This is a genomic window from Mycobacterium sp. DL (assembly GCF_039729195.1).
GTDB lineage: Bacteria > Actinomycetota > Actinomycetes > Mycobacteriales > Mycobacteriaceae > Mycobacterium > Mycobacterium hippocampi_A.
The window spans coordinates 2,353,080-2,378,096 of the sequence record NZ_CP155796.1 but is presented as its reverse complement, the minus strand read 5'-3'; the positions used below and the strand labels follow the sequence as shown (position 1 = coordinate 2,378,096).

Annotated in this window: 26 protein-coding genes; 13 read left to right on the top strand and 13 right to left on the bottom strand. The window is 67.5% G+C overall.

Going from position 1 to position 25,017, the window contains the following annotated elements; all coding sequences use genetic code 11:
* The first annotated feature begins 9 nt into the window (after positions 1-9).
* Positions 10-786: an enoyl-CoA hydratase gene (locus tag ABDC78_RS11415; protein WP_178362322.1), complete on the top strand. Its 777-nt coding sequence runs from the start codon at positions 10-12 to the stop codon at positions 784-786.
* Between the two features lie 3 nt (positions 787-789).
* On the opposite strand, the gene ABDC78_RS11410 is transcribed toward ABDC78_RS11415, so the two are convergent.
* Both ABDC78_RS11410 and ABDC78_RS11405 read right to left on the bottom strand, forming a co-directional pair.
* Complete coding sequence (locus ABDC78_RS11410) at positions 790-1,491, bottom strand: GntR family transcriptional regulator (protein WP_178362321.1); 702 nt, start codon at positions 1,489-1,491, stop codon at positions 790-792.
* Positions 1,488-2,021 (bottom strand): HD family phosphohydrolase, encoded by a 534-nt coding sequence (locus ABDC78_RS11405; RefSeq protein WP_178362320.1) that lies wholly within the window; start codon positions 2,019-2,021, stop codon positions 1,488-1,490. Before ABDC78_RS11405 ends, ABDC78_RS11410 begins: the two co-directional genes overlap by 4 nt.
* A gap of 108 nt (positions 2,022-2,129) precedes the next feature.
* Here ABDC78_RS11405 and ABDC78_RS11400 point away from each other — a divergent pair, with 108 nt between their 5' ends.
* The 6 genes from ABDC78_RS11400 (at position 2,130) to ABDC78_RS11375 (ending at position 8,529) form a co-directional block, all read left to right on the top strand.
* Entirely contained in the window at positions 2,130-3,245 is a 1,116-nt protein-coding gene (locus ABDC78_RS11400) for a TIGR03364 family FAD-dependent oxidoreductase (protein WP_178362319.1), read from the top strand.
* Between the two features lie 189 nt (positions 3,246-3,434).
* Positions 3,435-4,109, top strand: a complete 675-nt coding sequence (locus ABDC78_RS11395; protein WP_178362401.1) for a phosphonatase-like hydrolase — start codon at positions 3,435-3,437, stop codon at positions 4,107-4,109.
* 40 nt (positions 4,110-4,149) lie between these two features.
* The gene (locus ABDC78_RS11390) at positions 4,150-5,127 is read left to right on the top strand and encodes a phosphate/phosphite/phosphonate ABC transporter substrate-binding protein (RefSeq protein WP_178362318.1); all 978 of its coding nucleotides are present in this window, start codon (positions 4,150-4,152) and stop codon (positions 5,125-5,127) included.
* Positions 5,127-5,945 carry a phosphonate ABC transporter ATP-binding protein gene (gene phnC / locus ABDC78_RS11385; RefSeq protein WP_178362317.1) on the top strand — a complete coding sequence of 273 codons (819 nt, stop codon included), beginning with the start codon at positions 5,127-5,129 and terminating at the stop codon, positions 5,943-5,945. The genes ABDC78_RS11390 and phnC overlap by 1 nt, the downstream gene beginning before the upstream one ends.
* 71 nt (positions 5,946-6,016) lie before the next feature.
* Positions 6,017-7,540, top strand: coding sequence for a phosphonate ABC transporter, permease protein PhnE (gene phnE / locus ABDC78_RS11380; RefSeq protein ID WP_178362400.1), 1,524 nt, complete (start codon positions 6,017-6,019; stop codon positions 7,538-7,540).
* Positions 7,516-8,529: an alcohol dehydrogenase catalytic domain-containing protein gene (locus tag ABDC78_RS11375; RefSeq protein ID WP_178362316.1), complete on the top strand. Its 1,014-nt coding sequence runs from the start codon at positions 7,516-7,518 to the stop codon at positions 8,527-8,529. The genes phnE and ABDC78_RS11375 overlap by 25 nt, the downstream gene beginning before the upstream one ends.
* A 15-nt stretch (positions 8,530-8,544) precedes the next feature.
* On the opposite strand, the gene ABDC78_RS11370 is transcribed toward ABDC78_RS11375, so the two are convergent.
* From ABDC78_RS11370 to ABDC78_RS11360, 3 genes are read right to left on the bottom strand one after another with little or no spacing between them, the layout of a single operon-like run.
* Entirely contained in the window at positions 8,545-9,381 is an 837-nt protein-coding gene (locus ABDC78_RS11370) for a sugar phosphate isomerase/epimerase family protein (RefSeq protein WP_178362315.1), read from the bottom strand.
* Entirely contained in the window at positions 9,381-10,541 is a 1,161-nt protein-coding gene (locus ABDC78_RS11365; RefSeq protein ID WP_347133496.1) for a dihydrodipicolinate synthase family protein, read from the bottom strand. Before ABDC78_RS11365 ends, ABDC78_RS11370 begins: the two co-directional genes overlap by 1 nt.
* Before the next feature lie 32 nt (positions 10,542-10,573).
* The gene (locus ABDC78_RS11360; protein WP_256736490.1) at positions 10,574-11,695 is read right to left on the bottom strand and encodes a Gfo/Idh/MocA family oxidoreductase; all 1,122 of its coding nucleotides are present in this window, start codon (positions 11,693-11,695) and stop codon (positions 10,574-10,576) included.
* A gap of 290 nt (positions 11,696-11,985) precedes the next feature.
* On the opposite strand from ABDC78_RS11360, the gene ABDC78_RS11355 reads away from it, so the two are divergent.
* From ABDC78_RS11355 to ABDC78_RS11340, 4 genes are all read left to right on the top strand, one after another.
* A complete protein-coding gene (locus ABDC78_RS11355; RefSeq protein WP_178362312.1) occupies positions 11,986-13,011 on the top strand; it encodes a LacI family DNA-binding transcriptional regulator in 1,026 nt (341 codons plus the stop codon).
* A 133-nt stretch (positions 13,012-13,144) separates the two neighbouring features.
* Positions 13,145-14,023 (top strand): ABC transporter permease, encoded by an 879-nt coding sequence (locus ABDC78_RS11350; protein ID WP_178362311.1) that lies wholly within the window; start codon positions 13,145-13,147, stop codon positions 14,021-14,023.
* Between the two features lie 58 nt (positions 14,024-14,081).
* Positions 14,082-15,113, top strand: coding sequence for an ABC transporter substrate-binding protein (locus ABDC78_RS11345; protein WP_256736489.1), 1,032 nt, complete (start codon positions 14,082-14,084; stop codon positions 15,111-15,113).
* Between the two features lie 13 nt (positions 15,114-15,126).
* The gene (locus tag ABDC78_RS11340) at positions 15,127-15,939 is read left to right on the top strand and encodes an ABC transporter ATP-binding protein (protein WP_178362309.1); all 813 of its coding nucleotides are present in this window, start codon (positions 15,127-15,129) and stop codon (positions 15,937-15,939) included.
* Between the two features lie 15 nt (positions 15,940-15,954).
* On the opposite strand, the gene ABDC78_RS11335 is transcribed toward ABDC78_RS11340, so the two are convergent.
* Positions 15,955-16,386 (bottom strand): MerR family transcriptional regulator, encoded by a 432-nt coding sequence (locus ABDC78_RS11335; protein WP_178362308.1) that lies wholly within the window; start codon positions 16,384-16,386, stop codon positions 15,955-15,957.
* A 46-nt stretch (positions 16,387-16,432) separates the two neighbouring features.
* On the opposite strand from ABDC78_RS11335, the gene ABDC78_RS11330 reads away from it, so the two are divergent.
* Together ABDC78_RS11330 and ABDC78_RS11325 are read left to right on the top strand one after the other, a co-directional pair.
* Complete coding sequence (locus ABDC78_RS11330) at positions 16,433-17,053, top strand: class I SAM-dependent methyltransferase (RefSeq protein WP_178362307.1); 621 nt, start codon at positions 16,433-16,435, stop codon at positions 17,051-17,053.
* A 9-nt stretch (positions 17,054-17,062) separates the two neighbouring features.
* Complete coding sequence (locus ABDC78_RS11325) at positions 17,063-17,305, top strand: hypothetical protein (protein WP_256736488.1); 243 nt, start codon at positions 17,063-17,065, stop codon at positions 17,303-17,305.
* A gap of 1 nt (position 17,306) precedes the next feature.
* Here the strand turns inward: ABDC78_RS11325 and ABDC78_RS11320 are convergent, their stop codons facing one another.
* From ABDC78_RS11320 to rimP, 7 genes are all read right to left on the bottom strand, one after another.
* Entirely contained in the window at positions 17,307-18,629 is a 1,323-nt protein-coding gene (locus tag ABDC78_RS11320) for an MATE family efflux transporter (RefSeq protein ID WP_178362306.1), read from the bottom strand.
* A 17-nt stretch (positions 18,630-18,646) separates the two neighbouring features.
* On the bottom strand, positions 18,647-19,645 hold the full coding sequence (locus ABDC78_RS11315) for a bifunctional oligoribonuclease/PAP phosphatase NrnA (RefSeq protein ID WP_178362305.1): 999 nt from the start codon (positions 19,643-19,645) through the stop codon (positions 18,647-18,649).
* Positions 19,620-20,117, bottom strand: coding sequence for a 30S ribosome-binding factor RbfA (gene rbfA / locus ABDC78_RS11310; protein ID WP_178362304.1), 498 nt, complete (start codon positions 20,115-20,117; stop codon positions 19,620-19,622). The genes ABDC78_RS11315 and rbfA overlap by 26 nt, the downstream gene beginning before the upstream one ends.
* A gap of 12 nt (positions 20,118-20,129) precedes the next feature.
* Positions 20,130-22,895 carry a translation initiation factor IF-2 gene (infB, locus tag ABDC78_RS11305; RefSeq protein ID WP_178362303.1) on the bottom strand — a complete coding sequence of 922 codons (2,766 nt, stop codon included), beginning with the start codon at positions 22,893-22,895 and terminating at the stop codon, positions 20,130-20,132.
* Between the two features lie 67 nt (positions 22,896-22,962).
* Complete coding sequence (locus tag ABDC78_RS11300; RefSeq protein WP_178362399.1) at positions 22,963-23,346, bottom strand: YlxR family protein; 384 nt, start codon at positions 23,344-23,346, stop codon at positions 22,963-22,965.
* A 70-nt stretch (positions 23,347-23,416) separates the two neighbouring features.
* On the bottom strand, positions 23,417-24,472 hold the full coding sequence (gene nusA, locus ABDC78_RS11295) for a transcription termination factor NusA (protein WP_178362302.1): 1,056 nt from the start codon (positions 24,470-24,472) through the stop codon (positions 23,417-23,419).
* Positions 24,473-24,474: 2 nt separating this feature from the next.
* Complete coding sequence (gene rimP, locus ABDC78_RS11290; protein ID WP_178362398.1) at positions 24,475-25,002, bottom strand: ribosome maturation factor RimP; 528 nt, start codon at positions 25,000-25,002, stop codon at positions 24,475-24,477.
* Between the last annotated feature and the right edge of the window lie 15 nt (positions 25,003-25,017).

The window sequence follows — 25,017 nt, the reverse complement described above, 5'->3', positions numbered from 1 at the left end:
GGTGAGCGGGTGCCCAACCCTGCCGCCTCTGCGCCCACCGACGTCCTGCTGATCGACACCCGCGACCGGATCCGGACGCTGACCCTGAACCGCCCCGCAGCACGTAACGCGTTGTCGTCGGCGCTGCGCACGCAGTTCTACGCGGCGCTGCGGGAGGCACAGGCCGACGACAGCGTCGACGTCGTCATCGTCACCGGAACCGATCCGGTGTTCTGCGCGGGGCTCGACCTCAAGGAACTGGGTGACACCACCGACCTTCCCGACATCTCCCCCAAGTGGCCGCCGATGACCAAGCCGGTGATCGGGGCCATCAACGGGGCAGCAGTGACCGGCGGACTCGAGATCGCCCTCTACTGCGACATCCTGATCGCCTCCGAGCAGGCCCGCTTCGCCGACACCCACGCCCGCGTCGGGTTGCTGCCCACCTGGGGTCTGTCGGTGCGCCTGCCGCAGAAGGTCGGTGTCGGGATGGCACGCCGGATGAGCATGACCGGTGACTACCTGTCCGCCGAGGACGCACTGCGCACCGGTCTGGTCACCGAAGTGGTTCCGCACGGTGATCTGCTCGGCGTCGCCCGCCGCATCGCCACGTCGATCGTCGGCAACAACCAACGATCGGTGCAGGCGCTGTTGGCCTCCTATCACCGCATCGACGACGCACAGAACAGCGGCGCCCTCTGGCTCGAGGCCGACGCGGCCCGGGAGTGGATGAAGAGCGCCTCCGGTGACGACATCGCCGCCAGCCGCAGTGCGGTCATCGAACGCGGTCGCACCCAGGTGCGCTGATCCTCAGTCCGTCAGCTTGGCTTCGAACGCGACGCGGTCACCGCGATACAGCGCGCGGACCAGTTCAATGGGTTCGTCGTCGGTATCCACGGATCGTCGGTTCAGCAGCAGCATCGGCATCGCGGTGGTCGACTCGAGCAGATCGGCTTCACGCGGCGACGGCAACACGGTTTCGATCCGCTCGGTGGCCGAGCCGAACTGGACACCGGCAGCGCGGATGGCGGCGTACAGCGACGTCTCCGGGTCGAAGGTCTTCCTGAAGTCACCGAAGCGGTGCAAGGGCAGATAGGTGCTCTCCAGGCCGATGCGCTCGCCGTCGGCGAGCAACACGCGCTCCAGATGCATGACCGAACGCTTGGGCGAAATGGCCAGTGCGGCAGCCATTTCCGGGGTAGCCGCAATGTTCTCCCACGTGACCAGGAATCGCCCGGGCTTCCGCCCCATCACAATCGCACCCTCGGTGTAGGACTTCAGCGACAGTGGTTGCGTGAGTTTGGGCCGCGACACGACGGTGCCCCGGCCACGCCGTTCGATACGGCCTTCGACCAGGAGTTCGTGCAGCGCCTGGCGCACGGTCTCGCGGGCCACCCCGAATCGCAGTGCAAGCTCCCGTTCAGGGGGCACGGAGTCGCCCTCGACGAGGCTGGAGAGAATTTCGTCGAGGGCCGTCCGCACCACGTACGGCTTCGGTAACCGGGCTGTCATCGTGGCTGCCGAACATCCCTCGCGAGCACGCGTTCGGCGATGGTGAGCACGTCCCCGATTGTGGCACCCGTCGCCGAGGGATCCTTCGCGGCGTCATCGTAGCGTCGCAACCGAAGTGCGTCCGGCCACCACGGATGCCGGACGAACTCGTCATCGACCCCGGCGCCGCCCTGCCGCACCAACGACAGCACCGACGTCTGCGACAAGCCGTCGCCGTAGCCCGGTTCCGTAGCGACCAGATAGCGCTTTGCCGCCACGTGCGCGCCCGCCAACCACCCCACCCGAATCCCGAACCGGGGTGTCAGCCATTCGCGCGCGATGTGGTCGTGACCCACGACCGCAGATCCATCGACCAGGGGACTGCGCGCGAGGTCGTGCAAGGCAGCGGCAAGCACCAACTCGTCGTCGGCATGGTCGTCGAGCGCGTGGGCGGCGGACTGCAGTGCATGGTCCAGTTCGTCGACGGCCTCTTCATCCCATTGCCCGCGAAGCGATCCCAGTAACGCCGCGGTTTCCTCGATCACAGACATGCGATACAGTATATCCCAATTGGTCTATACCATTTGTTCATCTGCCGTTCGTGTCGACGACACCGGGCGGCACCGTGTCGTCGCAATCGACGAGGAAGGGTGGGCTCGATGCGGGTCATCGTCATCGGAGGCGGAATCCTCGGCACTGCACACGCTTTCGAAGCAGTCAAGCGTGGACATCAGGTCACCCACCTCGAACGCGAGGTCGAGGCACGCGGCGCAACGGTGCGAAACTTCGGATTGGTCTGGGTCTCGGGGCGCGCCGAGCACGAACTGGAAACGAGTCTGCGCTCGCGTGAACTCTGGGAAGATCTCGGCCGGAGGATTCCCGGCATCGGCTTCCGGCCGGCAGGATCGCTGACGTTGCTGCGCACACCCCGCGAGGTCGCGGTCGCCGAGGACGTCGCTGCGCGACCGGATGCCGGGGCCCGGGGTTTCGAACTACTGGAACCCGATCGGGTGCAGGCGCTGAATCCGGCTCTGCGTGGCAAATTCCTCGGGGGGCTTCACTGTTCGCGTGACGCCGCCGTCGAGTCCCGGCAGGCGCTGCCCGCGATACGCACCTACCTCGAGGCGACCGGCCGTTACCGGTTCCTCCCCTCCACCGAAGCCACGTCGATCACCGATCGCACCGTTCGCGACGACCGCGGCAATCGCCACGAGGGAGATGCGATTCTGGTGTGCCCCGGCGCGGCACACGGCGGGCTGACCCGCGAGATCGCCGGCGACCTGCCAGTGCGCAGGGTGCGGCTGCAGATGATGCAGACAGCACCGCTCGACGAACAGCTGACCACCGCGATCGCCGACGGTGACAGCTTCCGCTACTACCCCGCGTTCCAGGGATCGGCGTTGGATGAACTGCGGCACAACGAGCCTCAGCACCTCGTTGCCGGTGAGAACCATATGCAGCTGTTGTGCATGCAGCGGTTGCACGGCGGACTCACCATCGGCGACACCCACGCGTACGAAGAACCGTTCGATTTCGACGTCCACGAGGCGCCGTACGCCTACCTCACCGAGGTCGTCGAAGAATTCCTCGGCCGGCCGCTCCCGCCGGTCGTGCAGCGCTGGGCCGGGGTCTACAGCCAGTGCACCGCCCCGAACCAACTGGTCTGCCGGACGGCGGCGGACGACGGCGTATGGGTGATCACCGGTCCCGGCGGCCGCGGAATGACGCTGGGTCCGGCCCTCGGAGAGCAGACCGCCGACCTCGTCGGACTGTAGCCCCCACACAACCTTCGGCCCCTCAAGGCCGACGTTCGGGTGCACTCATAAATTTGGTATAGACCAAAAGCGCCATCACTTGTTCACTCGCCGTTACCGTCGGGTGCACGCATTGGTCTATACCAAGGCTCAGGGTATTCACATGCCAAGAACCCGAAGCCTCGCCGACGTTCTCAGGACCGGGGCGTGATGACCGCGATCTCGTTGGCCGTCATGGATATGGCCGGCACCACAGTCGCCGACGGCGGCCTGGTCATCCGAGCGTTCGACGAGGCGGCGACTGCGGTCGGCGTGCCCGCCGAAGGCACCGAACGCGAGACGGCCCGTCAGTACGTGCTCGACACCATGGGGCAATCGAAGATCGAGGTGTTCCGCGCACTGTTCTCCGACGAGAATCGCGCCCAGCAGGCCAACACCACGTTCGAGAAGGCCTACGACCAGTACATCGACGGCGGTGTGAAACCGATCCCCGGTGCGGCAGAGGCAATTTCGCAGCTCCAGTCGGCCGGCGTCAAGGTTGCGCTGACGACCGGTTTCAGCCCCGCCACCCAACAGCGAATCCTCGCCGCGCTCGGCTGGGAAACCCTGGCCGATCTGACGCTGGCACCAGGAGACGGCGGCCGCGGTCGACCCTATCCGGACCTGGTTCTCAACGCGTTGATGCGACTCGAGGTCGACGACGTCGCGACTGTGGCCGTTCTCGGCGACACCGGGAGCGACATCCTGTCGGGCCGGCGGGCCGGCGCTTCGCTGGTCGTGGGCTGCCTGACCGGGGCACACGACGAGCCGACCCTGCGCGCCGCAGGTGCCACCCACGTGCTCGACTCCGTCGCCGACTTCCCCCAACTCATCCTGTCCGCCTGACCCGAAAAAGCCGCCGAGCCAACCGAAAAGGACCTGACACATGACCACTCGCCTCCATCGACACGGCCGCACCGCAGCTGCTGCAGTTGCCGGCCTGGCACTCGCGCTGTCCGGATGTTCCGGATCCGACTCCGGCGGAGACTCCGTCAACGAGCAGGGTTTCCCGGCGACCATGACGTTGGCCGCCGTACCCGCAGAAAATTCTGCCGACCTCCAGGCCAGCTACGAGCCGCTCATCAAGCTGTTGGAGAAGGAAACCGGGTCCACCATCGAGTTCGTGCAGGCCTCCGACTACGCCGGTGTGGTCGAAGGCATGATCGCCGATAACGTCGATCTCGCGTTCTTCGGTCCATTCGCCTACGTCGTCGCCGGCCTCAACGGCGCCAAGCTCACCCCGCTGGGCGCGGTCATCGGCGAGAAGGGCGCGGAGCCCGGCTATCAGTCCTACGGCCTGGCCCGCTCGGAGGAAAGCAATATCAACGGCCTGGCCGACTTCGCGGGCAAGAAGGTGTGTTTCGTCGACCCCAGCTCGACATCTGGCTTCCTCTACCCGACCGCCGGACTGATCGAGGCCGGCGTGGTCGAGTCAGGTTCGGAAGCCGACATCTCTGCAGCCATGACGCCGATCTACGCCGGCGGCCACGATGCCTCCGCGTTGTCCATCGCCTCCGGAGACTGCGACGCGGGCTTCGCGTTCGACAGCATGGTGGACAGCACGATGATCGAGAAGGGCGACCTTCAGCCCGGTCAGCTCAAGACGGTGTGGAAGTCGGAGATGATCGCCGGTTCGGTGTTCGCGGCCAACGACTCTCTCGGACCCGAGGCCGTCGAGAAGCTGACCACGCTGTTCACCACCAAGGTCAATGCCGAGGCCCTGGAGGCCGAGGGGTTCTGCGAGAAAGACGGCTGCCTGATCACCGACGAGCGGGCCTGGGGCGTGGTCCCCGCAGCAGACGGCGACTACGACGGCGTCCGCAAGGTGTGTGAGGTCACCGGCTCGGAAAAGTGCAAGGGCTGATGAGCAATCTGCTGCATCCCGAGGTGGCCGGGGATGACGTCGTCATCTCCGCGAGAAACGTCACCAAGAAATTCGGCGACGCCACCGCGCTCGACGATGTGTCTTTGGACGTCCACCGCAGCGAAATGGTCGTGCTGCTCGGCCTTTCGGGGTCCGGCAAGTCCACTTTGCTGAGGTGCCTCAACGGCCTGCACCCGGTGACGTCCGGCACCGTCGAGGTCGGTGGGACGCATGTGCACAACGCCTCGCAAGCGCAACTGAGGGCGTTGCGCCGCAACGTCGGATTCGTGTTCCAGCACTTCAACCTCGTCGGTCGACTCAGCTGCCTGGAGAACGTCCTGATCGGGGGTCTCGGCAAGTTGCGGGTGCCCCGCTACGGCGCGCTGACATACCCGAAGAGCATGCGAGCCCAGGCCTTGGGTCATCTCGATCGCGTCGGGCTGGCCGACTTCGCCGAGCGCCGCGCGGACACGCTCTCCGGCGGACAACAGCAGCGGATCGCGATCGCCCGAACCTTGATGCAGAAGCCCGGCCTGCTGCTCGCCGACGAGCCGGTGGCGTCCCTCGATCCCGAGAATGCCGGTGTCGTCATGGATCTGCTGTTCCGGGTCTGCATCGAGGAGAAACTCACGGTGGTGTGCACGCTGCACCAGGTCGACCTCGCACTGGGGTGGGCGCACCGCCTGGTCGGCCTCCGCGGCGGCCAGAAGGTGCTCGACCGGCCGGCGGTGGGAATGACGCGCGACGACGTCATGGAGATCTACCAGCGCGTCGATCCAGCACTCTCGGAGTCGTCGTCGACTGCCCGCAAGTTGTGAGCACCACGATTGCCGACCGCCCGGTCGAGCCGGAGGAACGGCGGCGCCGCGTCAGGCTCCCCAGCAAGGGCATGCTGCCCGCCCTGACCCTGGCTGCCTTGATCGCCACACTGGTGTCGGCGTGGTACATCGACTTCGCGCCCACCACGCTGATCGACGGTCTCGACGAGGTCGGGCGGCTGCTCGACCGCATGTTCCCGCCGCGCCTGGACGACCCCGGCCGGATCGGAGGACTGGCGGTCGAGACCCTGCTGATGGCGCTACTGGGCACGGTGCTGGCCGCAGTGGCCTCGGTGCCACTGGCTTTCATGGCTGCCCGCAACACCACCCCGCATCCTGCCGTGTATGCGGTCGCGCGGGCGTTCATCACATTCTGTCGCGCAATGCCCGATCTGTTGTTCGCGGTGCTCTTCGTCCGCGCGCTCGGTATCGGCGTGCTCCCAGGCATTCTCGCGCTCGCGCTGCACTCGATCGGAATGCTCGGCAAGTTGTTCGCCGACGCCATCGAGCAGACCGACGCGGGTCCGCGCGAAGCGGTGCGCAGTACCGGGGTGGGGTACTTCCGCGAGATGATCAATGCGGTCATCCCGCAGGTCATTCCGTCATGGATCGGCACATTCATCTACCGCATCGACATCAATCTCCGAATGTCGGTCGTACTCGGGTTCGTCGGCGCCGGCGGTATCGGATTCGCGCTGCAGGATGCGCTTCGCGGGCTGATATATCCACGCGCGCTCGGCATCGTCCTCGTCATCCTCGCACTCATCGTGGCGATGGAGCTGGTCGCCATCGGCGTCAGGAGAACGCTGCTCGTTCCCGCGCAGTCCAACCCGCGCCGTGACCGTGCGGTCCGCTTCATATCCTCCGGCGTGCTCGCCGGTCTCACCGTGGCCGCGTTCATCGTGTTGCAGCTGAACCCGCTGTCGTTGCTGACGTGGGTCGGGCCGTCGGTCGAGGTGTTCACCCGGATGGTCCCGCCGAACTTCGACGCGGTGGGCACTGCGCTGTGGAGCGCGGCAGCCCAAACCGTCGCGATCGGCGTGGTGTCCACCGCGATCGGCATCGTGCTGTCGATCCCGGTCGGCATCCTGGCTGCGCGCAACGTCACCCCCAACGGCACGCTGTACTGGCTGGCGCGCGGATGGATCCTGGCGGTACGCGCGGTACCTGAATTGATCCTGGCCGTGATCTTCGTAGCCGCGCTCGGACTCGGGCCGGTCGCCGGCACGTGTGCGCTCGCGATCGGCTCGGTGGGATTCCTCGCCAAACTGGTCGCCGACTCCGTCGAGGAGATCGATTCCGGACCCATGGAGGCGGTGCGCTCGGTGGGCGGTGGATGGTGGAAGACGTTGTTCTCCGCGGTCATACCGCAGGCCATGCCCGCCATGGTCGGCTCGAGCCTGTACATGTTCGACGTCAACATCCGCACCTCGACGATTCTGGGCATCGTCGGCGCAGGAGGCATCGGCTACCTGCTGTTCGAGTCCATCAGGACCTTGAACTTCGACGTCGCCGGAGCGATCGTGCTCGTGATCTTCGTCGTGGTCTACGCCATCGAGAGGTTGTCAGGGTGGATTCGGTCGCGCCTCGTGTGACCCGGGCAGCGGTGTGGACCGGTGCCGGCATCGACGTCCGGGAGGTCGACATCCCGGAGCTGCTCGACGGAGAACTGCTGGTCCGGATACGACTGGCCACCGTCTGCGGCAGCGATCTGCACACCGTGAGCGGCCGACGAAAAGCACCGTGTCCCTCGGTGCTCGGCCACGAGGCGGTCGGCGACGTCGTCGCGGTCGGGGCCGGCGCCGCGGCGCGGGTGGGTCAGCGCATCGTCTGGTCAGTCACCGTCGGATGCGGACAGTGCGCGCGCTGCCGTTCCGGTCGCACCGCCAAATGCCTGTTCGTGCGCAAGACCGGCCACGAGGGGTTCGACGGTGACTGGCCCCTCTCGGGGGGATACGCCGAGCACATCGTGCTGCCGAAGGGCATCGCGGTGGCCGAGGTGCCCCATGAGTTGACCGATGCCGTTGCCGCACAGGCGGCGTGCGCGACGGCCACGGTGATGGCCACGCTCGACCCGGCGGGAACCCTGGTAGGTCGCCGCGTGCTGATCTGCGGCGCGGGTCTACTCGGCGTCACGGCTGCGGCAGCCTGTGCCGATGCCGGCGCCGAGGTGTCGATCACCGACATCGATCCGCACCGACTCGAGTTGGCACGTCGATTCGGCGGCGTCCCCGACGACGGTGGTCCGGTCGACGTTGCCATCGACTACACCGGCGCCACGTCGGCGGTCGGCAACGCCCTGGCCCGACTCGACGTCGGCGGCGTGCTGATCCTGGCCGGATCCGTCTTGCCGGGCCCCTCACTGGCAGTAGACCCCGAGGCGGTGGTCCGCGGTTGGCTGACCATCACCGGCGTGCACAACTACGAACCACACCACCTCTTCGCCGCGGTTCGGTTCCTGGCACGGACCCGCGACGTCTACCCGTGGGCCTCGATCGTTTCTGAACCGGTCGGCTTGGACGCGATCTCCGATGCGCTCGGTCCGACTCCGTCGGGGGTACTGCGGTCCGCTGTCCGGCCATGACCGCAGTGCGGCTCCTCAGCCCGCCAGCGTCGGCCACACCAGATCGTGGTACCGCTGCTTCATCGTCTCCAGCACGGTGCTGCCGTCGGTGGCCCACACGGCCTCGTTGAAGATCTCCACCTCGACATCGCCGACGTAGCCGGCATCGCGGACCAGCGCGCCGATCGCGGCGAAGTCGATGACGCCGTCGCCCATCATGCCGCGTGACACCAGAGGGTCTGCGGCCATCGGCACGAGCCAGTCGCAGATCTGGAAACTGCTGATCCGGCCCTGAGCGCCTGCAGCGGCGATCGCGCCGGCCAGCGCGGGATCCCACCACACGTGAAAGGTGTCGACGACGACGCCGACGGACCGCGCCGGATGCGGCGCCGCCAGCTCGAGAGCTTGTGTGAGCGTGCAGATCACCGCCCGATCGGCGCAGAACACCGGGTGCAGCGGCTCCAAAGCCAACCGCACGTCACGTTCGGCGGCGTAGGGCACGAGGTCGGCCAGCCGCTGCGCCATCCGGGCACGCGCGCCCACGAGGTCGCGATCGGGGATGCCGCCCATCACCATGACCAGCTCGGGGGCGCCGAGGGTGGCGGCCTCGTCGATGGCCCGTCGGTTGTCATCGACGGCAGCCGGACCATCGTCGACCCCGGTGAGGAATCCGCCCCGACACAACGACGACACCCGCAATCCGTTGTCGCGCAGAATCTTTGCCGACAGCTCGACTCCGGATTCGGCGACGCGGTCACGCCACACACCGATCGCGGGCAGGCCGGCCGCCGCGGTGGCCTCCGCGGCCTGACGCAGGGTCCAGTTCTTCGTGGTCATCGTGTTGAGCGACAACCTGGCGAACGGATTCGACATCAGCCGACTCCGTTGACCGACAGGAACTCTCGCATCCGATGCGCCGCCAGATCCGGATCGGCGAGCAGTCCGGCACGGTCGGCCAGCACAAAGACCTCGCACAGGTGGCTCACGGAGCGTCCCGTGGCCAGTCCGCTGACCATCGTGAAGCCACGCTGGTGGTCGTTGAGCCACGCCAGGAACGCGATGCCGGTCTTGTAGTAGAACGTGGGTGCGGCGAAGATGTGACGGCCCAGCGCCCGGGTGGACTCGAGAATGTTCTGCGCGATGTCCCGGTTGCCGGCATCGAGTTCCTGCAGCGCCGTCGACGCAGCAGGATAGATCGCGGCGAAGATTCCGAGCAGGGCATCGGAGTGACCCTGGTCGTCACCGATGATCAGCTCGGGGTAGTTGAAGTCGTCACCGGTGTACATACGGACGCCGGCGGGCAGCGCCCGTCTCAGTTCGACCTCGTGCCGGGCATCGAGCAGCGACACCTTGACACCGTCCACCTTGTCGGCGTGCTGCTCGATGAGTTTCAGCAATACCCCTGTGGCGCTCTTGATGTCGGTACTCCCCCAATAGCCGCGCAACGCAGGATCGAACATCTCGCCGAGCCAGTGCAGTATCACGGGAGCGTCGGCCTCGGCGAGCAGGCTGCCGTAGACCGACAGATAGTCCGCGGGTGAGGACGCCGCGCCTGCGAGCGCTCTCGATGCCATCAGGATCACCCGGGCACCCGCTGCACGCACCACGTCGATCTGCTCGCGGTAGGCGTCGGTGATGACAGCCAGCCCGCGGGCCCCACCGGGCACGTCGCCGCTTGCGAGCTGATCGGTGCCTGCACCGCAGGCCAGCAGACCGCCCACGGCAGCGGCCTCGCGCCCACTGCGTTCGATCAGCTCACGCGTGGCGGCCCAGTCCAGGCCCATGCCGCGCTGGGCGGTGTCCATCGCGTCGGCCACTCCGAGCCCGTAGGACCAGAGCTCATGGCGGTATGCCATCGTCGTGTCCCAGTCCAGGTCGGCAGGTGCACCGGGAGTGTTGTCCGCCAGGGTCTTCGGCACCACGTGTGCCGCGGCGTAGACGACCCGGGAGGTGATCGGGGCGACGGGCCGACGCCACTGCCCCGGCTCGCCCAGGTGATACCGATCCAGCCCGACACCCGACGGCAACAGCACCGACGCGGTGGTCGCGGGGTCGGTGGTGGCCGTCACAGCACGATCTCCGGGACCTCGAGGCGACGCCCCTGCGCCGAACTCTGCAGGCCGAGTTCGGCCAGTTGCACACCGCGGGCAGCCGACAGCAATCCGAACCGGTGGGGCCGCCCGGCGACGGCGTCGCGCAGGAACTCCTCCCACTGCAGCTTGAAGCCATTGTCGAGGTCCGCGTTCGCCGGCACCTCGAGCCATTGGTCACGGAACGGCTCGGTCACCGGAAGGTCGGGATTCCAGACGGGTTTGGGGGTGTGCGCCCGTTGCTGGGCCACACAGCGCCTCAGTCCGGCGACCGCGGACCCGTGCGTGCCGTCGATCTGGAATTCCACGAGTTCGTCCCGGTATACCCGTACCGCCCAGGAGGAGTTGATCTGAGCGACGATGCCGCCGTCGATCTCGAAGATCCCGTACGCGGCGTCGTCGGCGGTCGCACTGTAGGGTCGGCGGTCCTCGTCCCACCGCGTCGGGATGTGGGTGACAGCACGCGCGGTCACCGCCTGCACCGGCCCCAGGAGACTCTCCATGACGTAGTTCCAGTGGCAGAACATGTCGACGGTGATGCCGCCGCCGTCCTCGGACCGGTAGTTCCAACTCGGCCGCTGGGCGGGTTGGCCGTCGCCTTCGAACACCCAGTAGCCGAACTCGCCACGCATCGACAGGATGCGTCCGAAGAATCCCTCGTCGACCAGCCGCCGAAGCTTGACCAGGCCCGGCAGGTACAGCTTGTCATGCACCACGCCGGCCACCACCCCGGCGTTCTCCGCCATCCGGGCCAGTTCTATTGCCTCCGTGAGGGTTTCTGCGGTCGGCTTCTCGGTGTACACGTGCTTTCCGGCCTTGATCGCCGACGTCAGGGCCTCGACCCGCCGGGACGTCACCTGGGCGTCGAAGTACACATCGATCGTGGGGTCGGCGATCACCGACGCGGCATCGGTGGTCCACTCCGTGACGCCGTGCTGCGCGGCCAGGGCGGCGATCTTGTCGGCGTTGCGGCCGATCAGGATCGGCTCGACGTCGATGCGGGTGCCGTCCTCGAGCAGCAGACCGTCGTCGCGCAGAGGAAGGATCGAGCGCACCAGGTGCTGGCGGTAGCCCATCCGCCCGGTGACGCCGTTCATGGCGATGCGGAGTGTTCTCCGACCGTTTCCAGGGGGCGTCGACGATGATGTCGGTGAAGTCATCAGGAAGCTTCCTTGTCCGTGCACCTCGGCGGATCTCGGCCGCCACCGGCGCGTGCTGTCGATTGACCTGCACCAGTCGCACCTCAGGGGAGAGGAAACGTGGTGTCAGCACTTCGGAATGCGCTTTCCAGCGTAAGCTGTACAGGCGTCACGGTCAACCCGGGCCGCGTCGGCCACCGGTGCGGCCCGCGGCGACAACACGGCGCTCGAGAGCGGGAGCAGCGAACATGGCGGCGGTGACACTCCAGGATGTGGCGGTGCGGGCCGGCGTCTCGCAGGCCACCGCGTCGCGGGTGCTCAACGGATCCAGCAGGATTCCGGGAGAAGGGGTGGCAGACCGCGTCCGCACCGCCGCCAGGGAACTCGGCTACGTGCCGAACGCGCAGGCACAGGCCCTGGCACGAGCATCCACCGGACTCCTCGGCCTGATCGTGCACGACATCGCCGACCCGTACTTCTCGTCGATCGCCCGAGGCGTCCAGGCGGCCGCGAGGACCGCCCGCAAGCAGGTGCTCCTGGCCAGCACCGAACGTGACTACGACATCGAACGGGAGTCGGTGAGCACCTTCATCGCCCACCGCGCCGATGCGATCGTCCTTGCCGGATCCCGCCAGAGTGGGCACCTCGACCGCGATCTGGAAGCCGAGTTCGGCCGCTACCAGGACAACGGCGGGCGGGTCGTGGTCATCGGCCAGCCACTGGCGTTCGGCAGTGCGGTCGAGCCCGAAAACCATTCGGCCTCAGGTGAGTTGGCGAACGCCCTGGTGGCTGCGGGACACACCCAGTTCGCGATCATCGGCGGCCCCGGCAGCATTCGGACGGCAGTGGACCGGCGCAACGGATTCGTTGAGGCGCTGGGACGCTGCGGACTCACCCCGCTGGTCGAGGTGTCGGGTGACTTCACCCGCGACGGCGGGTTCTCCGCCGCGCGACGACTCGCGGCCGCCCTGCAGCTCCATCCCGACGCCGGCGGCCCGCCGACCTGCGTGTTCGCCGTCACCGACGTGATGGCGATCGGCGCCATCGCGGCCTGGCGTGGACTGGGACTCCAGGTGCCCCGGGATGTGTGCATCGCGGGCTTCGACGACATCCCCACGCTGCGTGACCACACCCCGAGCCTGTCCACGGTGGCCCTACCCTTGGAGCAGATCGGCGCCCGGGCGATCGAACTGGCGCTGTGCTCGGACATCGACGGTCTGCGGGAGCGCGTCGCGGGGCAGGTTGTGCTCCGCGACAGCACCAAACTTCCCTGACCAGCCGGTTTGCGGCTCAGGCCGGGAATCGATTGACAGTGTGCGCTGGGTCACGTTATCGTCGGAACCGCTTCGGAAAGCGCATTCCCACTCGGGTCCCATACTCGAGCACTGCAACCAAGGGACATTCCACATGGCGATAACCGCATCGGCGGGCTTGCGCCCCTCCGGGTCGGCCTCCCCGCCGACCACCACCCGACGACGCTCCTGGCGGCCGAGTTTCCCGGTGCGCCGAACCGCGGCCAACCTGTGGCGACCGCTGGCGTTGGTACTCGCGCTCCTCGCCGGATGGTGGGCGGTCACCGAGGCCGAACTGGTGGCGCCCTACATCCTGCCGTCCCCCGCGGACACCTGGCGCGTCACCCAGGAGAACGCCGCCTACCTGGCGCAGAACACCTGGGTGACCGCCTGGGAGACGGTGATCGGGTTCGTCATCGCCGCCATCGTCGGGGTGCTCGTCGCCGTGGTGATGGTCTACTCGGCGAGTCTGGAGAAAACCGTCTACCCACTGATCCTGTTCGCCCAGGTGATCCCGAAGATCGCCATCGCGCCACTGTTCGTCGTGTGGCTGGGGTTCGGACCGTCCCCGAAGATCCTGGTGGCTGTCCTGATGGCCTTCTTCCCGATCGTCATCTCGGGGCTTGCCGGGTTGCGCTCGGTTGACCCCGAAATCCTCGAGCTCACCTCGACGATGGGCGCGAGCAGGTTCAAGACGTTCATGAAGATCCGCTTTCCCGCTTCACTGCCCCAGCTGATGTCGGGGCTGAAGGTGGCAGCCACCCTGGCGGTCACCGGCGCCGTGGTCGGCGAATTCGTCGGCGCCAACGAAGGTCTCGGATACGTCATCCTGCAGGCCAACGGCAACCTCGACACCGCGATGCTGTTCTCCGCGCTGATCATCATGTCGATCCTCGGCATCGTGCTGTTCGCGATCATCGAGATCGCCGAAAGGCTGCTGATCCCGTGGCACGCCTCGCGCCGCACCGTGAATTCCGCTTCCACCGCCGCCTGACCGCGACGCCAACACCGAATCAGGAGTAATAACAATGACTTTGACTCGAGGACGTACCATGGCGGCCATCGCCGCCGCAGCCGCCGCGATGCTGACCATCACCGCCTGCGGGGGCACCAGCACCCCATCGGAGACCACCCCCGCCGCAGACGGCGGAGCCGAAGGTTCGACGACACCGGCGACGCTGATGCTGAACTGGTATCCCTACGGTGAGCACGCCCCGCTGTACTACGGCGTGCAGGAAGGCATCTTCGCCGACCACGGCATCGACTTGACCATCGAACCCGGCCAGGGGTCCACGAGGACCGCTCAGGCGGTCGGCGGTCAGCAGGTCGACTTCGGCTGGTCCGACACCGCGGCGGTGTTGAGCAACATCGACCAGGGCGTCGACATCAAGAGCATCGGGGTCTTCCTGCAGACCACTCCGTCGGCGGTTCAGGTGTTCGCCGACTCCGGGATCGAGGAACCGGCCGATCTGGCGGGCCGCACCATCGCGGTATCCGCCGGAGATGCACCCACCACCACGTTCCCGCTGTTCCTGGCCGACGTCGGCCTGAACCCTGATGAGGTCGGCCAACAGAACCTGGACTCGGCCGGAAAGATGGCGGCCCTGTTGGCCGGCCGGGTGGACGGGCTGATCGGGTTCGCCCACGATCAGGGACCCAACCTCGCCGACAAGAGTGGCCGCGAGATGCGCTACTTCCGCTACTCCGATGCCGGCTTGAACTTCTTCAGCAACGGACTGATCGCGCACAACTCGACGATCGCCGACAACCCGGAACTGGCACAGGCGATGCTGGATGCCACCAGTGAGTCCTACGCCGCGGCCATCGAGAATCCTGAAGCCGCGGTCGCGGCCATGGTCGGCGTCGACCCCCAGACGCCCCCGGAGCATGTGCTGCTCCAGCAGTGGCAGGAGACCATTCCGCTGCTGAGCACTCCGGCCACCACCGGGCAGGCCCCCGGCACGAACGCCGAGGAGGACTGGACTTCCACCATCGCCACGCTCAGCGACGCCGGACTGCTGCAGAGCGCCAAAGACCCTGGCGAGTACTGGGCGTCGTCCTTCGCCCCCAATGCCGGGCAGTAGGGAGAGCCACGATATGACCACCGCATCCATCACCGCGCCGAGGACCACCATGACCTCTGACGCCATCACCATCGAGAACCTGAACGTGACGTTCTCGTCGAAACGTGCCACCGTCACCGCGATCGAGGATGTCGATCTGCGGGTCGCCGACGGCGAGTTCGTGTCGATCGCCGGCCCTTCGGGCTGCGGTAAATCGACGCTGCTCAAGGTCGTCGCCGGCCTGACCGAGTCCACGTCGGGCACGGTTCGGCTGCGCGGCAACAGCGTTGACGGTCCGCAGCGCGAAATCGGCTACGTGTTCCAGCGCGCTGCGCTTCTGGAATGGCGCTCGGTCCGCAAGAACATCCTGCTGCAGGCGGAGATGCGCGGCATGCCGCGTCAGGTCGCCCAGCGCCGATGCGACCAGCTGATCGACATGACCGGCCTCACCGGGTTCGAGAACGCGCTGCCCTATGAGCTTTCCGGCGGTATGCAGCAACGTGTTTCGTTGTGCCGGGCGCTGCTGCACGAACCGAGCGTGCTGCTGATGGACGAGCCGTTCGGGGCTCTCGACGCCTTGACCCGCGAAAAGATGAACGTCGAGTTGCACCGTATCTGGCGCGAAACCGGCACGACGGTGGTTCTGGTGACCCATTCGGTCGCCGAGGCGGTATACCTCGCCAACCGGGTGGTCGTGATGAGTCCGCGGCCGGGTCGAGTCGTCGAGACACTCGACGTCGACCTGCCTGCCGAGCGGGATTACGCCGAGAGCATGGAGCGCCCGGAATTCATCCGGGTCGCCAACCGGGTGCGTGATCTGCTCGGCAGCACGACGGCCGCGGACTGATCGCGCCAGCCCGCGTCATTCGGCCGGAGGGTGCTCGGCGGCAAGCTGTTCCACACTCATCCCATTGAGCAGTCCGTCCAAGGCACCTCTCATGGTGGCGCACTCGCGGGCGGGGTGCTCAGTCGGACAGTGCAACGCGTGTGTGAGGAACTGCTGCGCTGCCCGCGCCTGCGCGATCACCCGGTCCAGTTCGTCGATCTGGTGACGGACTGTGTCGCGCCATTGCTCACTCGGGGCGTCGAGCACGGCAGCCGCGGTGTCCAGTGGCAGCCCCAGCCGATGCACGATCTTGAGAAATGCCAAGCGGCGTAGCTCCTCGATGCCATACATCCGGCGGCCTGACCGCCTCGACCGCGGGCGCACCAACCCACGCTCGTCGTAGTACCGCAACGCCGACGGCGTCATCTGCAGCCGCGATGCGGCTTCGCTGATCGGTATCACGTCCATACCGCCATTTGACTTCAACCCGGCTTGAACGGGCAAGGTCTACTCCATGAGCGATGAATCGTCCCCTATGCCGGTGAACCACCACGGTGACCACCCCGGCTTCGCCGGGATCACCGGCACTCTCTTCGGGCTGGTGTTCCTGCTCACGGGCCGTCGAAATGCCCGACTGGCAGCCGACCTCGCGCAGGTCTCGGCGGCCGACCATGTGGTCGACATCGGCTGCGGCCCCGGCACTGCCGCCAGGGTCGCCGCCCGTCGCGGCGCGCACGTCACCGGCATCGACCCGTCGGCTCCCCTGCTGCGTCTGGCCCGGGCAGTCACGCGCCGACGTACCGCCGTCACGTGGGCCGAGGGCAGTGCCGAGGACCTTCCCCTTGCCGACGGTTCGGCCTCGGTCATCTGGGCGCTGTCGACCGTGCACCACTGGCGCGATGTCGGTACGGGTTTGGCACAGGTTCACCGGGTGCTGGCGCCCGGCGGCCGGTTGCTTGCCGTCGAGCGTCGATCACCGCCGGACGCCACAGGGTTCGCCAGTCACGGCTGGACCGCACAGCAAGCGGAATCCTTTGCAGCGCTGTGCCGTACGGCAGGGCTGGTGGATCTACGGGTCCGCTGCCACGGAGCCGGCCGCGCAGAGGTATGGACGGTGAGTGGCGTCCGACCCTAGGCTCCGACCGTGAACGAGGCGCATCAGTGCTGCGGCGGCGACGAGTGGCGTGCGATGATCCGCGACGTCATCCTGCCGTGGGCCATCGGTGATCATCAACTGGGCGACGACGTCCTCGAGGTGGGCCCCGGGTACGGGGCGACCACGGACGTTCTGAGCAGGACCGTCGCGCAGCTCACGTCGGTGGAGATCAGCGACGTGGAGGTGCGCACCAACCCGTTCGGCTGGGCCGCGGTCGCCCGGAGGAGCTGAGCTACACCGTTCCCGGGACCAGCCAGCGCCCTGAGAGCACCCGCCAACCGACGAACACCAGCCGCAGCACCATGAACATGCTCAGGCCCATCCAGATCCCCAGCAGCCCCCATCCGAACGCCAACGACAACCAGATCATCGGCAGAAATCCGACCAGGGCGCTGACGAGCGTCGCATTGCGCATGAACTTGGCGTCACCGGCACCGAGCAACACCCCGTCGATGGCGAAGACGATTCCGGCTACCGGCAATTGGGCCACCAGGAACCACCAGGGCACACTCATCTCGTCGAGCACCGAACGGTCATCGGTGAAGATTCCGGGCACCACCGAGGCCCCCAACGCGAACAACGCAGCCAGCACGGTGCCGGCCACTGTCGAGAAGATCGTCACCCGCCACGCCACCGATTTCGCGTGCGCCAGCTGGCTCGCTCCGAGCGCGGCGCCGACCAATGATTGTGCCGCGATGGCCAGTGAATCGAGCACCAGCGCAAGGAAACTCCACAGCTGCAGCACGACTTGGTGTGCGGCGACAGCGGCCGCCCCGAACCGGGCCGCGACCGCACCCGCGGAGACGAAGCACGCCTGGAACGCCAGGGTCCGCAGCACCAGGTCGCGGCCCATCACCACCTGCGCGCGCAGGATCGAGGGCTGCAGCCCCAGCGGGACCCTCTCGACGAACAGCGCGCGGAAGAACAACACCGCGGCCAGCCACTGACCGATCATATTGGCGACCGCCGAGCCGGGCAGGCCCAGCCGCGGGGCCCCCAACCAGCCGTAGACCAGCACTGGACACAGCACCGCGGACACTGCGAAACCGACGATGACATAACGGAGCGGCCGCATGGTGTCCTGGACGCCACGCATCCAGCCGTTGCCCGCCGCGGCGACGAGGATCGCCGGTACCGCCAGGCTGGCGATGCGCACCCACGGCAGTGCCGCCTCGGCGATCTCACCGCCGGCGGCGAGGGCGGACACCAGTGGGTCCGCGGTCAGTTGCACAGCGATCACGATGCTGACGCCGATGCCCAACGCCAGCCAGGTGGCTTGCACCCCCTCCCCGACCGCCGCAGCCCGGCGGCCGACCCCGTAGAACCGTGCGGCACGGGCCGTGGTGCCGTAGGACAAGAAGGTCAGCTGAGAGCTCAGCACACCCATGATCAACGCGCCGATCGCCAGACCGGCCAGGCTCAGAGCGCCGAGACGGCCGATGACGGCGAGGTCGAAGAGCAGGTAGAGAGGCTCGGCGGCCAAGACTCCCAGCGCGGGGAACGCCAGCGCGGCGATTCGGCGACTGGTCGCCGGCTGGAGTGTCCCGTCAGCCAAGGCGTTCGTCGACGGAGTCAGCCCAGCGCATCGGCGAGCGCCTGCACCACGTCGTCTGCGTTGCCGACCGCCGAATAGCCGGCGGCGAGGCGGTGGCCGCCGCCGCCGAACTCACTGGCGACCGCCGCGATGTCCAGCGACTTCGAGCGCATCGACACCGACCATTTCCGCGGCTCGATTTCCTTGAACACCGCTGCCACCTCGGCCTGCTGCGTGGTGCGGACGATATCGACGATGCTCTCCACCTCCTCCGGCCGTGCGCCGGACCACTCCTCGTGGTTGACCACGGCGTACACCAGGCCGCGGCCGGCGGCGACGTCGGCGAGCAGCCGAGCCGATCCCAGGACCCGCGACAGCATGGGAAGCCATGCGAACGGGTGGGTGTCCAGCAGGGTGCGGCTGATCGCCGCGTTGTCGACGCCGAGATCGACCAGACGCGCCGCAAGTCGGTGCGCGCGGGCACTCGCCCAACGGAACGAACCGGTGTCGGTGGTCAGACCCGCGTACAGACAGTGCGCGACGTCCGCGTCGATCGGCTTGTCCCAGGCATCCAGGAGGTCGGCGACCAGCATCGTCGTCGAATCCGCGGACGAGTCAACATAGTTCGCGGTGCCGAACAGATTGTTGGAGGCATGGTGGTCGATGACCAACACCGGCCGGCCGGGCGCAGCGCAATCGCCCAACGCGCCCAACCGGTTCATGCTCGGAATGTCCACTGTGACCACCAGGTCGGCGTCACGACGAAGATCCTGCGAGGCCACCAGCAGGTGACCGCCGGGCAGCGACTGCAGTGATTCCGGTAGCTGCGCCGGCTCGGCGAAGCTGACCTCGACGGATTTGCCCGCGCGGTCGAGAACCAACGCCAACGCCAGCCCTGCACCGATGGTGTCGGCATCGGGGAAGACATGACAGACGACGCTGACGGAGTCGGCGTCCGAAAGGAGTGCAGCAGCGGCACGCGCATCGACGCGCGCACCGGTCACCAGTGCGTCAGTCGTCGTCTCTGTTGCGGTCACCAGTGTCCTCAGCGTCCGGCCCCACGTCTGCTGTGTCCTCCGCCCCGGTTACACGGTACGGGTCGGCGTCACCGGCATGCTTGGCGCCTTGGCGAACCCTAGCCAAATCCTCATCTGCCGCCCGCGCACGGGCCAGCAGTTCTTCCATGTGGGCCGAGGTCTCCGGCACCTTGTCGAGGACAAAAGCCAGCGTCGGGGTGAAACGCACACCGGTGGCCGCACCGACCTTGCTCCGCAGCGTGCCCTTGGCCCGCTCCAGCGCCGCCGCGGCCGCCGCGTAGTCGGGTTCCTCCTGCAACGTCTCGCCGCGCACCGTGTAGTACACCGTGGCGTCGTGCAGATCTCCCGTGACCTTCGTGTCCGTGATGGTCACGAAGGCCAGCGGGGGATCCTTGATCTCGAACTCGATCGCCGACGCCACCACCGTGCCGATGCGTTTGGACAGCCTGCGCGCCCGACCGACATCAACCATGGCTGCTGGTCATCACGTGCGTGCTTTTTCGACGAGCTCGTACGCCTCGATGACGTCGCCTTCCTTGATGTCGTTGTAGGTCAGAGTCAGACCGCACTCATACCCTTCGCGGACCTCGGTGGCATCGTCCTTCTCCCGCTTGAGCGACGAGATCGTGACCGTCTCGGCCACCACCACGTTGTCGCGCAACAGGCGGGCCTTGGCGTTTCGCCGCATGATGCCCGAGGTGACGAGGCAACCGGCGATATTGCCGACCTTCGACGACCGGAAGATCGCCCGGATCTCGGCGCGGCCGAGTTCCTTCTCCTCGTAGACCGGCTTGAGCATGCCCTTGAGCGCACTCTGGATCTCGTCGATCGCCTGATAGATCACCGAGTAGTACCGGATGTCGACGCCCTCGCGGTTGGCCAGCTCGGTGGCCTTGCCTTCCGCACGGACGTTGAACCCGATGATGATCGCGTCCGATGCCGACGCCAGGTTGACGTTGGTCTCGGTGACACCGCCGACACCGCGGTCGATGACGCGCAGTTCCACCTCGTCGTCGATCTCGATCCCGTACAGGGCCTCTTCCAGCGCCTCGACGGTGCCGGAGTTGTCGCCCTTGAGGATCAGGTTCAGCTGCGACGTTTCCTTCAGCGCGGCGTCCAGATCGTCCAGGCTGATGCGCTTGCGTGTCTTGGCGGCCAGCGCGTTGCGCTTGCGCGCGCTGCGCCGGTCGGCGATCTGCCGGGCGATGCGGTCCTCGTCGACGACCAGCAGGTTGTCGCCTGCTCCTGGCACCGACGTGAAGCCGATGACCTGCACCGGCCGCGACGGCAGCGCCTCGGTGACGTCCTCGCCGTGCTCGTCGACCATGCGGCGGACACGGCCGTAGGCGTCGCCGGCCACGATCGAGTCGCCGACGCGCAACGTTCCGCGCTGGATCAGCACGGTGGCCACAGGGCCCCGACCGCGGTCCAGATGTGCCTCGATGGCCACACCCTGGGCCTCCATGTCCGGGTTGGCACGCAGGTCCAACGCGGCATCGGCGGTCAGGATCACCGCTTCGAGCAGGGCGTCGATATTGGTGCCCTGCTTGGCGGAGATGTCGACGAACATGGTGTCGCCACCGAAGTCCTCGGCGACGAGGCCGTACTCGGTGAGCTGAGCGCGGATCTTGGACGGATCAGCGCCTTCCTTGTCGATCTTGTTGACCGCCACCACGATCGGCACATCAGCGGCCTGCGCGTGGTTGATGGCCTCGACCGTCTGCGGCATGACACCGTCGTCGGCCGCGACCACGAGGATCGCGATGTCGGTGGCCTTCGCGCCACGGGCACGCATGGCGGTGAACGCCTCGTGACCCGGGGTGTCGATGAAGGTGACAAGCCGCTCGTTGCCGTCCAGCTCGGTGAGAACCTGGTAGGCGCCGATGTGCTGGGTGATGCCACCGGCCTCGCCCTCGCGGACGTTCGCCTGACGAATCGAGTCCAGCAGTCGGGTCTTGCCGTGGTCGACGTGACCCATGACCGTGACGACCGGCGGACGGAACTCCAGATCGTCCTCGCCACCCTCGTCCTCGCCGTAGGTGAGGTCGAAGGACTGCAGCAGTTCGCGGTCCTCGTCTTCGGGCGAGACGACCTGCACGACGTAGTTCATCTCGCCGCCGAGCAGTTCGAGCGTCGAATCGTCGACCGACTGCGTCGCGGTCACCATCTCGCCGAGGTTGAACAACGCCTGCACCAGTGCGGCCGGGTTGGCGTCGATCTTCTCGGCGAAGTCGACCAGCGACGCGCCGCGGGCGAGCCGGATGGTCTCACCGTTGCCGTGTGGCAGCCGCACGCCACCGACGACCGGCGCCTGCATGTTCTCGTACTCGGCGCGTTTGGCGCGCTTCGACTTGCGACCGCGACGGACTGCACCGCCGGGACGACCGAAGGCACCAGCAGCACCGCCGCGCTGGCCGGGACGGCCACCGCCGCCACCGGGACGACCGCGGAAACCGCCGCCGCCTCCGGGCGCACCGCCACCGCCGGGACCACCGGCGCCACCGCCGCGGTAGTTACCGCCACCGCCGCCGCCACCGGGACCACCGGGACGACCACCTGTGCTTGCGCCGGGACGGGCACCGGGACCGGGACGCGGCCCGCCACCGGGGCGCGGCCCGCCGCCGGGACGAGCTCCCTGCGGACGGGGCGGCATGTTGCCGGGTGTGGCGCCGGGACGGGGACCGCCACCGGGCCGTGGACCGCCGGGACCCGCGGGGCTACCGGGGCCGCCACCGGGACGCGGGGCCTGGGGCCGTGGCGCAGGCCGTTCGACGGGCTGTTGGGAAGAGAACGGGTTGTTGCCGACACGCGGGGTCCGCGCGCTCGGACGGGGAGCGCCACCTGGCACCGGACCGGGACGGGGGCCCGGAGTGGGCGCCGGGCCGGGGGTGGCCGGTGGGGCCGGCGACGCAGCGGCGGCAGGCGCCGCAGGCGGCGCCGCGGGAGCGGGCGGAGCTGCAGGTGCGGGCGGAGCAACGGGCTCCTGCGCTGCCGGCGGCGCAGCCGGCTTGGGAGCTGCCGGCTTGGGGGCGGCGGGCTTGGCGGGTGAGCCGTTTCCGCTGCTGGGGACCTTCTCGCCGGTGGACTTGGGTCCCCCGAACGACTCACGAAGACGGCGGGCGACGGGCGCCTCGACCGTTGACGACGCGGATTTGACGAATTCGCCCTGATCATTCAGTCGGGCGAGAACTTCCTTGCTGGTGACACCGAGTTCTTTAGCCAACTCGTGCACGCGGGCCTTACCTGCCACTACATCTCCTGTCTGGGAGGCGACAGCGGTGGTGGGCGCCGCGCCTCGGTTTAGCTATGACGCATGGTCATCGAGACTTCACGGTGTGCTCATGTTCTTCGCTACCTGTCCTGTTGCCGGGCGGGTCGAACGCGTCCACTACCTGGAAACGCTCTTCCACCGCGGTGATGTCCGGGTTACCGGTGATCCGTAACGCTCGGCCGAAGGCCCGCCGGCGAATCGCCGCCCGGAGACACTCGGGGTCGTGATGCAACCAGGCACCCCGCCCCGGGAGCTTTTTCGCTACATCGACGGTCACGGCACTCTGGCCGTTCCCGCCGTCGACAGCGACAACCCGAAGCAATTCGACGGCCAGCTCTCGTTGTCGACATCCGATGCAGGTCCGCACTGGCTCACCCGGGGGTTTGACGGTGCTTCTCTGCGTCCGAGCCGACATCTCGCGCTGGATCACAGCTGAGTCTACCGTCACCGCAGTACCGAAAAGAAAATCGGTGCCGAAAGCGAACGGACTCGGCCGCGGGTCAGCGTTCCCCCACCGCGCCGTGGGCCGCATCCGGTCGGGGCGGTGTGCGCTCCGCGGGCCTGTCGGCTGCCGCATCGTCGCTGCGGATGTCGATGCGCCAGCCCGTCAACCGTGCCGCCAGCCGGGCGTTCTGACCTTCTTTGCCGATGGCCAGGGACAGCTGGAAGTCCGGGACGATCACCCGTGCCGCCCGGGTGCCCTCGTCGATCACCGACACCGACACCACCTTGGCCGGCGACAGTGCGTTGGCCACGAACCGGGCAGGGTCCTCGTCGTAGTCGATGATGTCGATCTTCTCGCCGGACAGCTCGCTCATCACATTGCGCACCCGCTGGCCCATCGGACCGATGCAGGCACCTTTGGCGTTCAGACCCGGCATGCGCGACGTGACGGCGATCTTGGACCGGTGACCGGCCTCCCGGGCCACCGCAACGATGTCGACCGACCCGTCGGCGATCTCGGGGACCTCCAGGGAGAACAATTTGCGCACCAGATTGGGGTGTGTCCGTGACAGCGTGATGAGCGGTTCCCTGGCGCCACGGGACACACCGACGACGTAGCAGCGCAACCGATCTCCGTGCTCGTAGCTTTCGCCGGGCACCTGTTCGGCGGACGGGATGACGCCCTCGGACCCCTTCGTCTCGCTGCCCATGCGGACCACCACCAGACCGCGGGCGTTCGCGCGCGCGTCCCGCTGGATGACACCGGCGACGATGTCTCCCTCCCGGGCCGCGAACTCACCGTAGTTCTTCTCGTTCTCGGCGTCGCGGAGCCGTTGCAGGATCACCTGGCGCGCGGTGGTCGCCGCGATCCGGCCGAAACCCTCAGGGGTGTCGTCCCATTCGTGCAACACATTGCCGTCGGCGTCGGTTTCGCGGGCCATCACCTTCACGACACCGGTTTTGCGGTCGATGTCGATATACGCCTCGGCCTCGTGGCCCTCGGTGTGTCGATACGCCGTCAGCAGTGCCGATTTGATGGTGTCGACGACGACGTCGACGGTGATTCCCTTGTCGGCCTCGATCGCGTGCAGTGCCGCCATGTCGATGTTCACGCTCAGGCCTCCTTTCCTGCTTGGCCGGCCAACTCCAACTCGCGTGGATCTGGCGGCGAGAACTCCACCTGTACAACAGTTTTGACGACGGTGTCGAGGTCGATGTCGCGGACTGCGAACTCGCCGCGGGCACCGGCGCGCAGCACCAGGCGGACCGTGGATCCCGTCGCCTCCCCCAGCCGTCCGGTCAGGGTCTCACCATCGGCGAGCGTCATCTCGACCTTGCGGCCACGGGCCCGGCGGAAGTGTTTGTCGGTCGTCAGCGGGCGCTCGACCCCCGGTGAGGTCACCTCGAGGAGGTAGGCCGCGCTGTCGAGGCCGTCGAGCAGTTCTGAGGCCACCCGGGACAGCCGCGCAACCGAATCGAGGTCCAACCCGTTGTCTCCGTCGGTGACCACCGCGATCCGGGGGGGCCGCGCCGAGGCGTCGATCACCACGTCCTCGATGTCGAATCCGGCACGCGCGAACTCGCCTTCGAGCAGTTCGATCACCTGTCGTTGCGACGGTAATTCCGTAGACCGCTCCGCCACGGCGAGCTCCTCGTC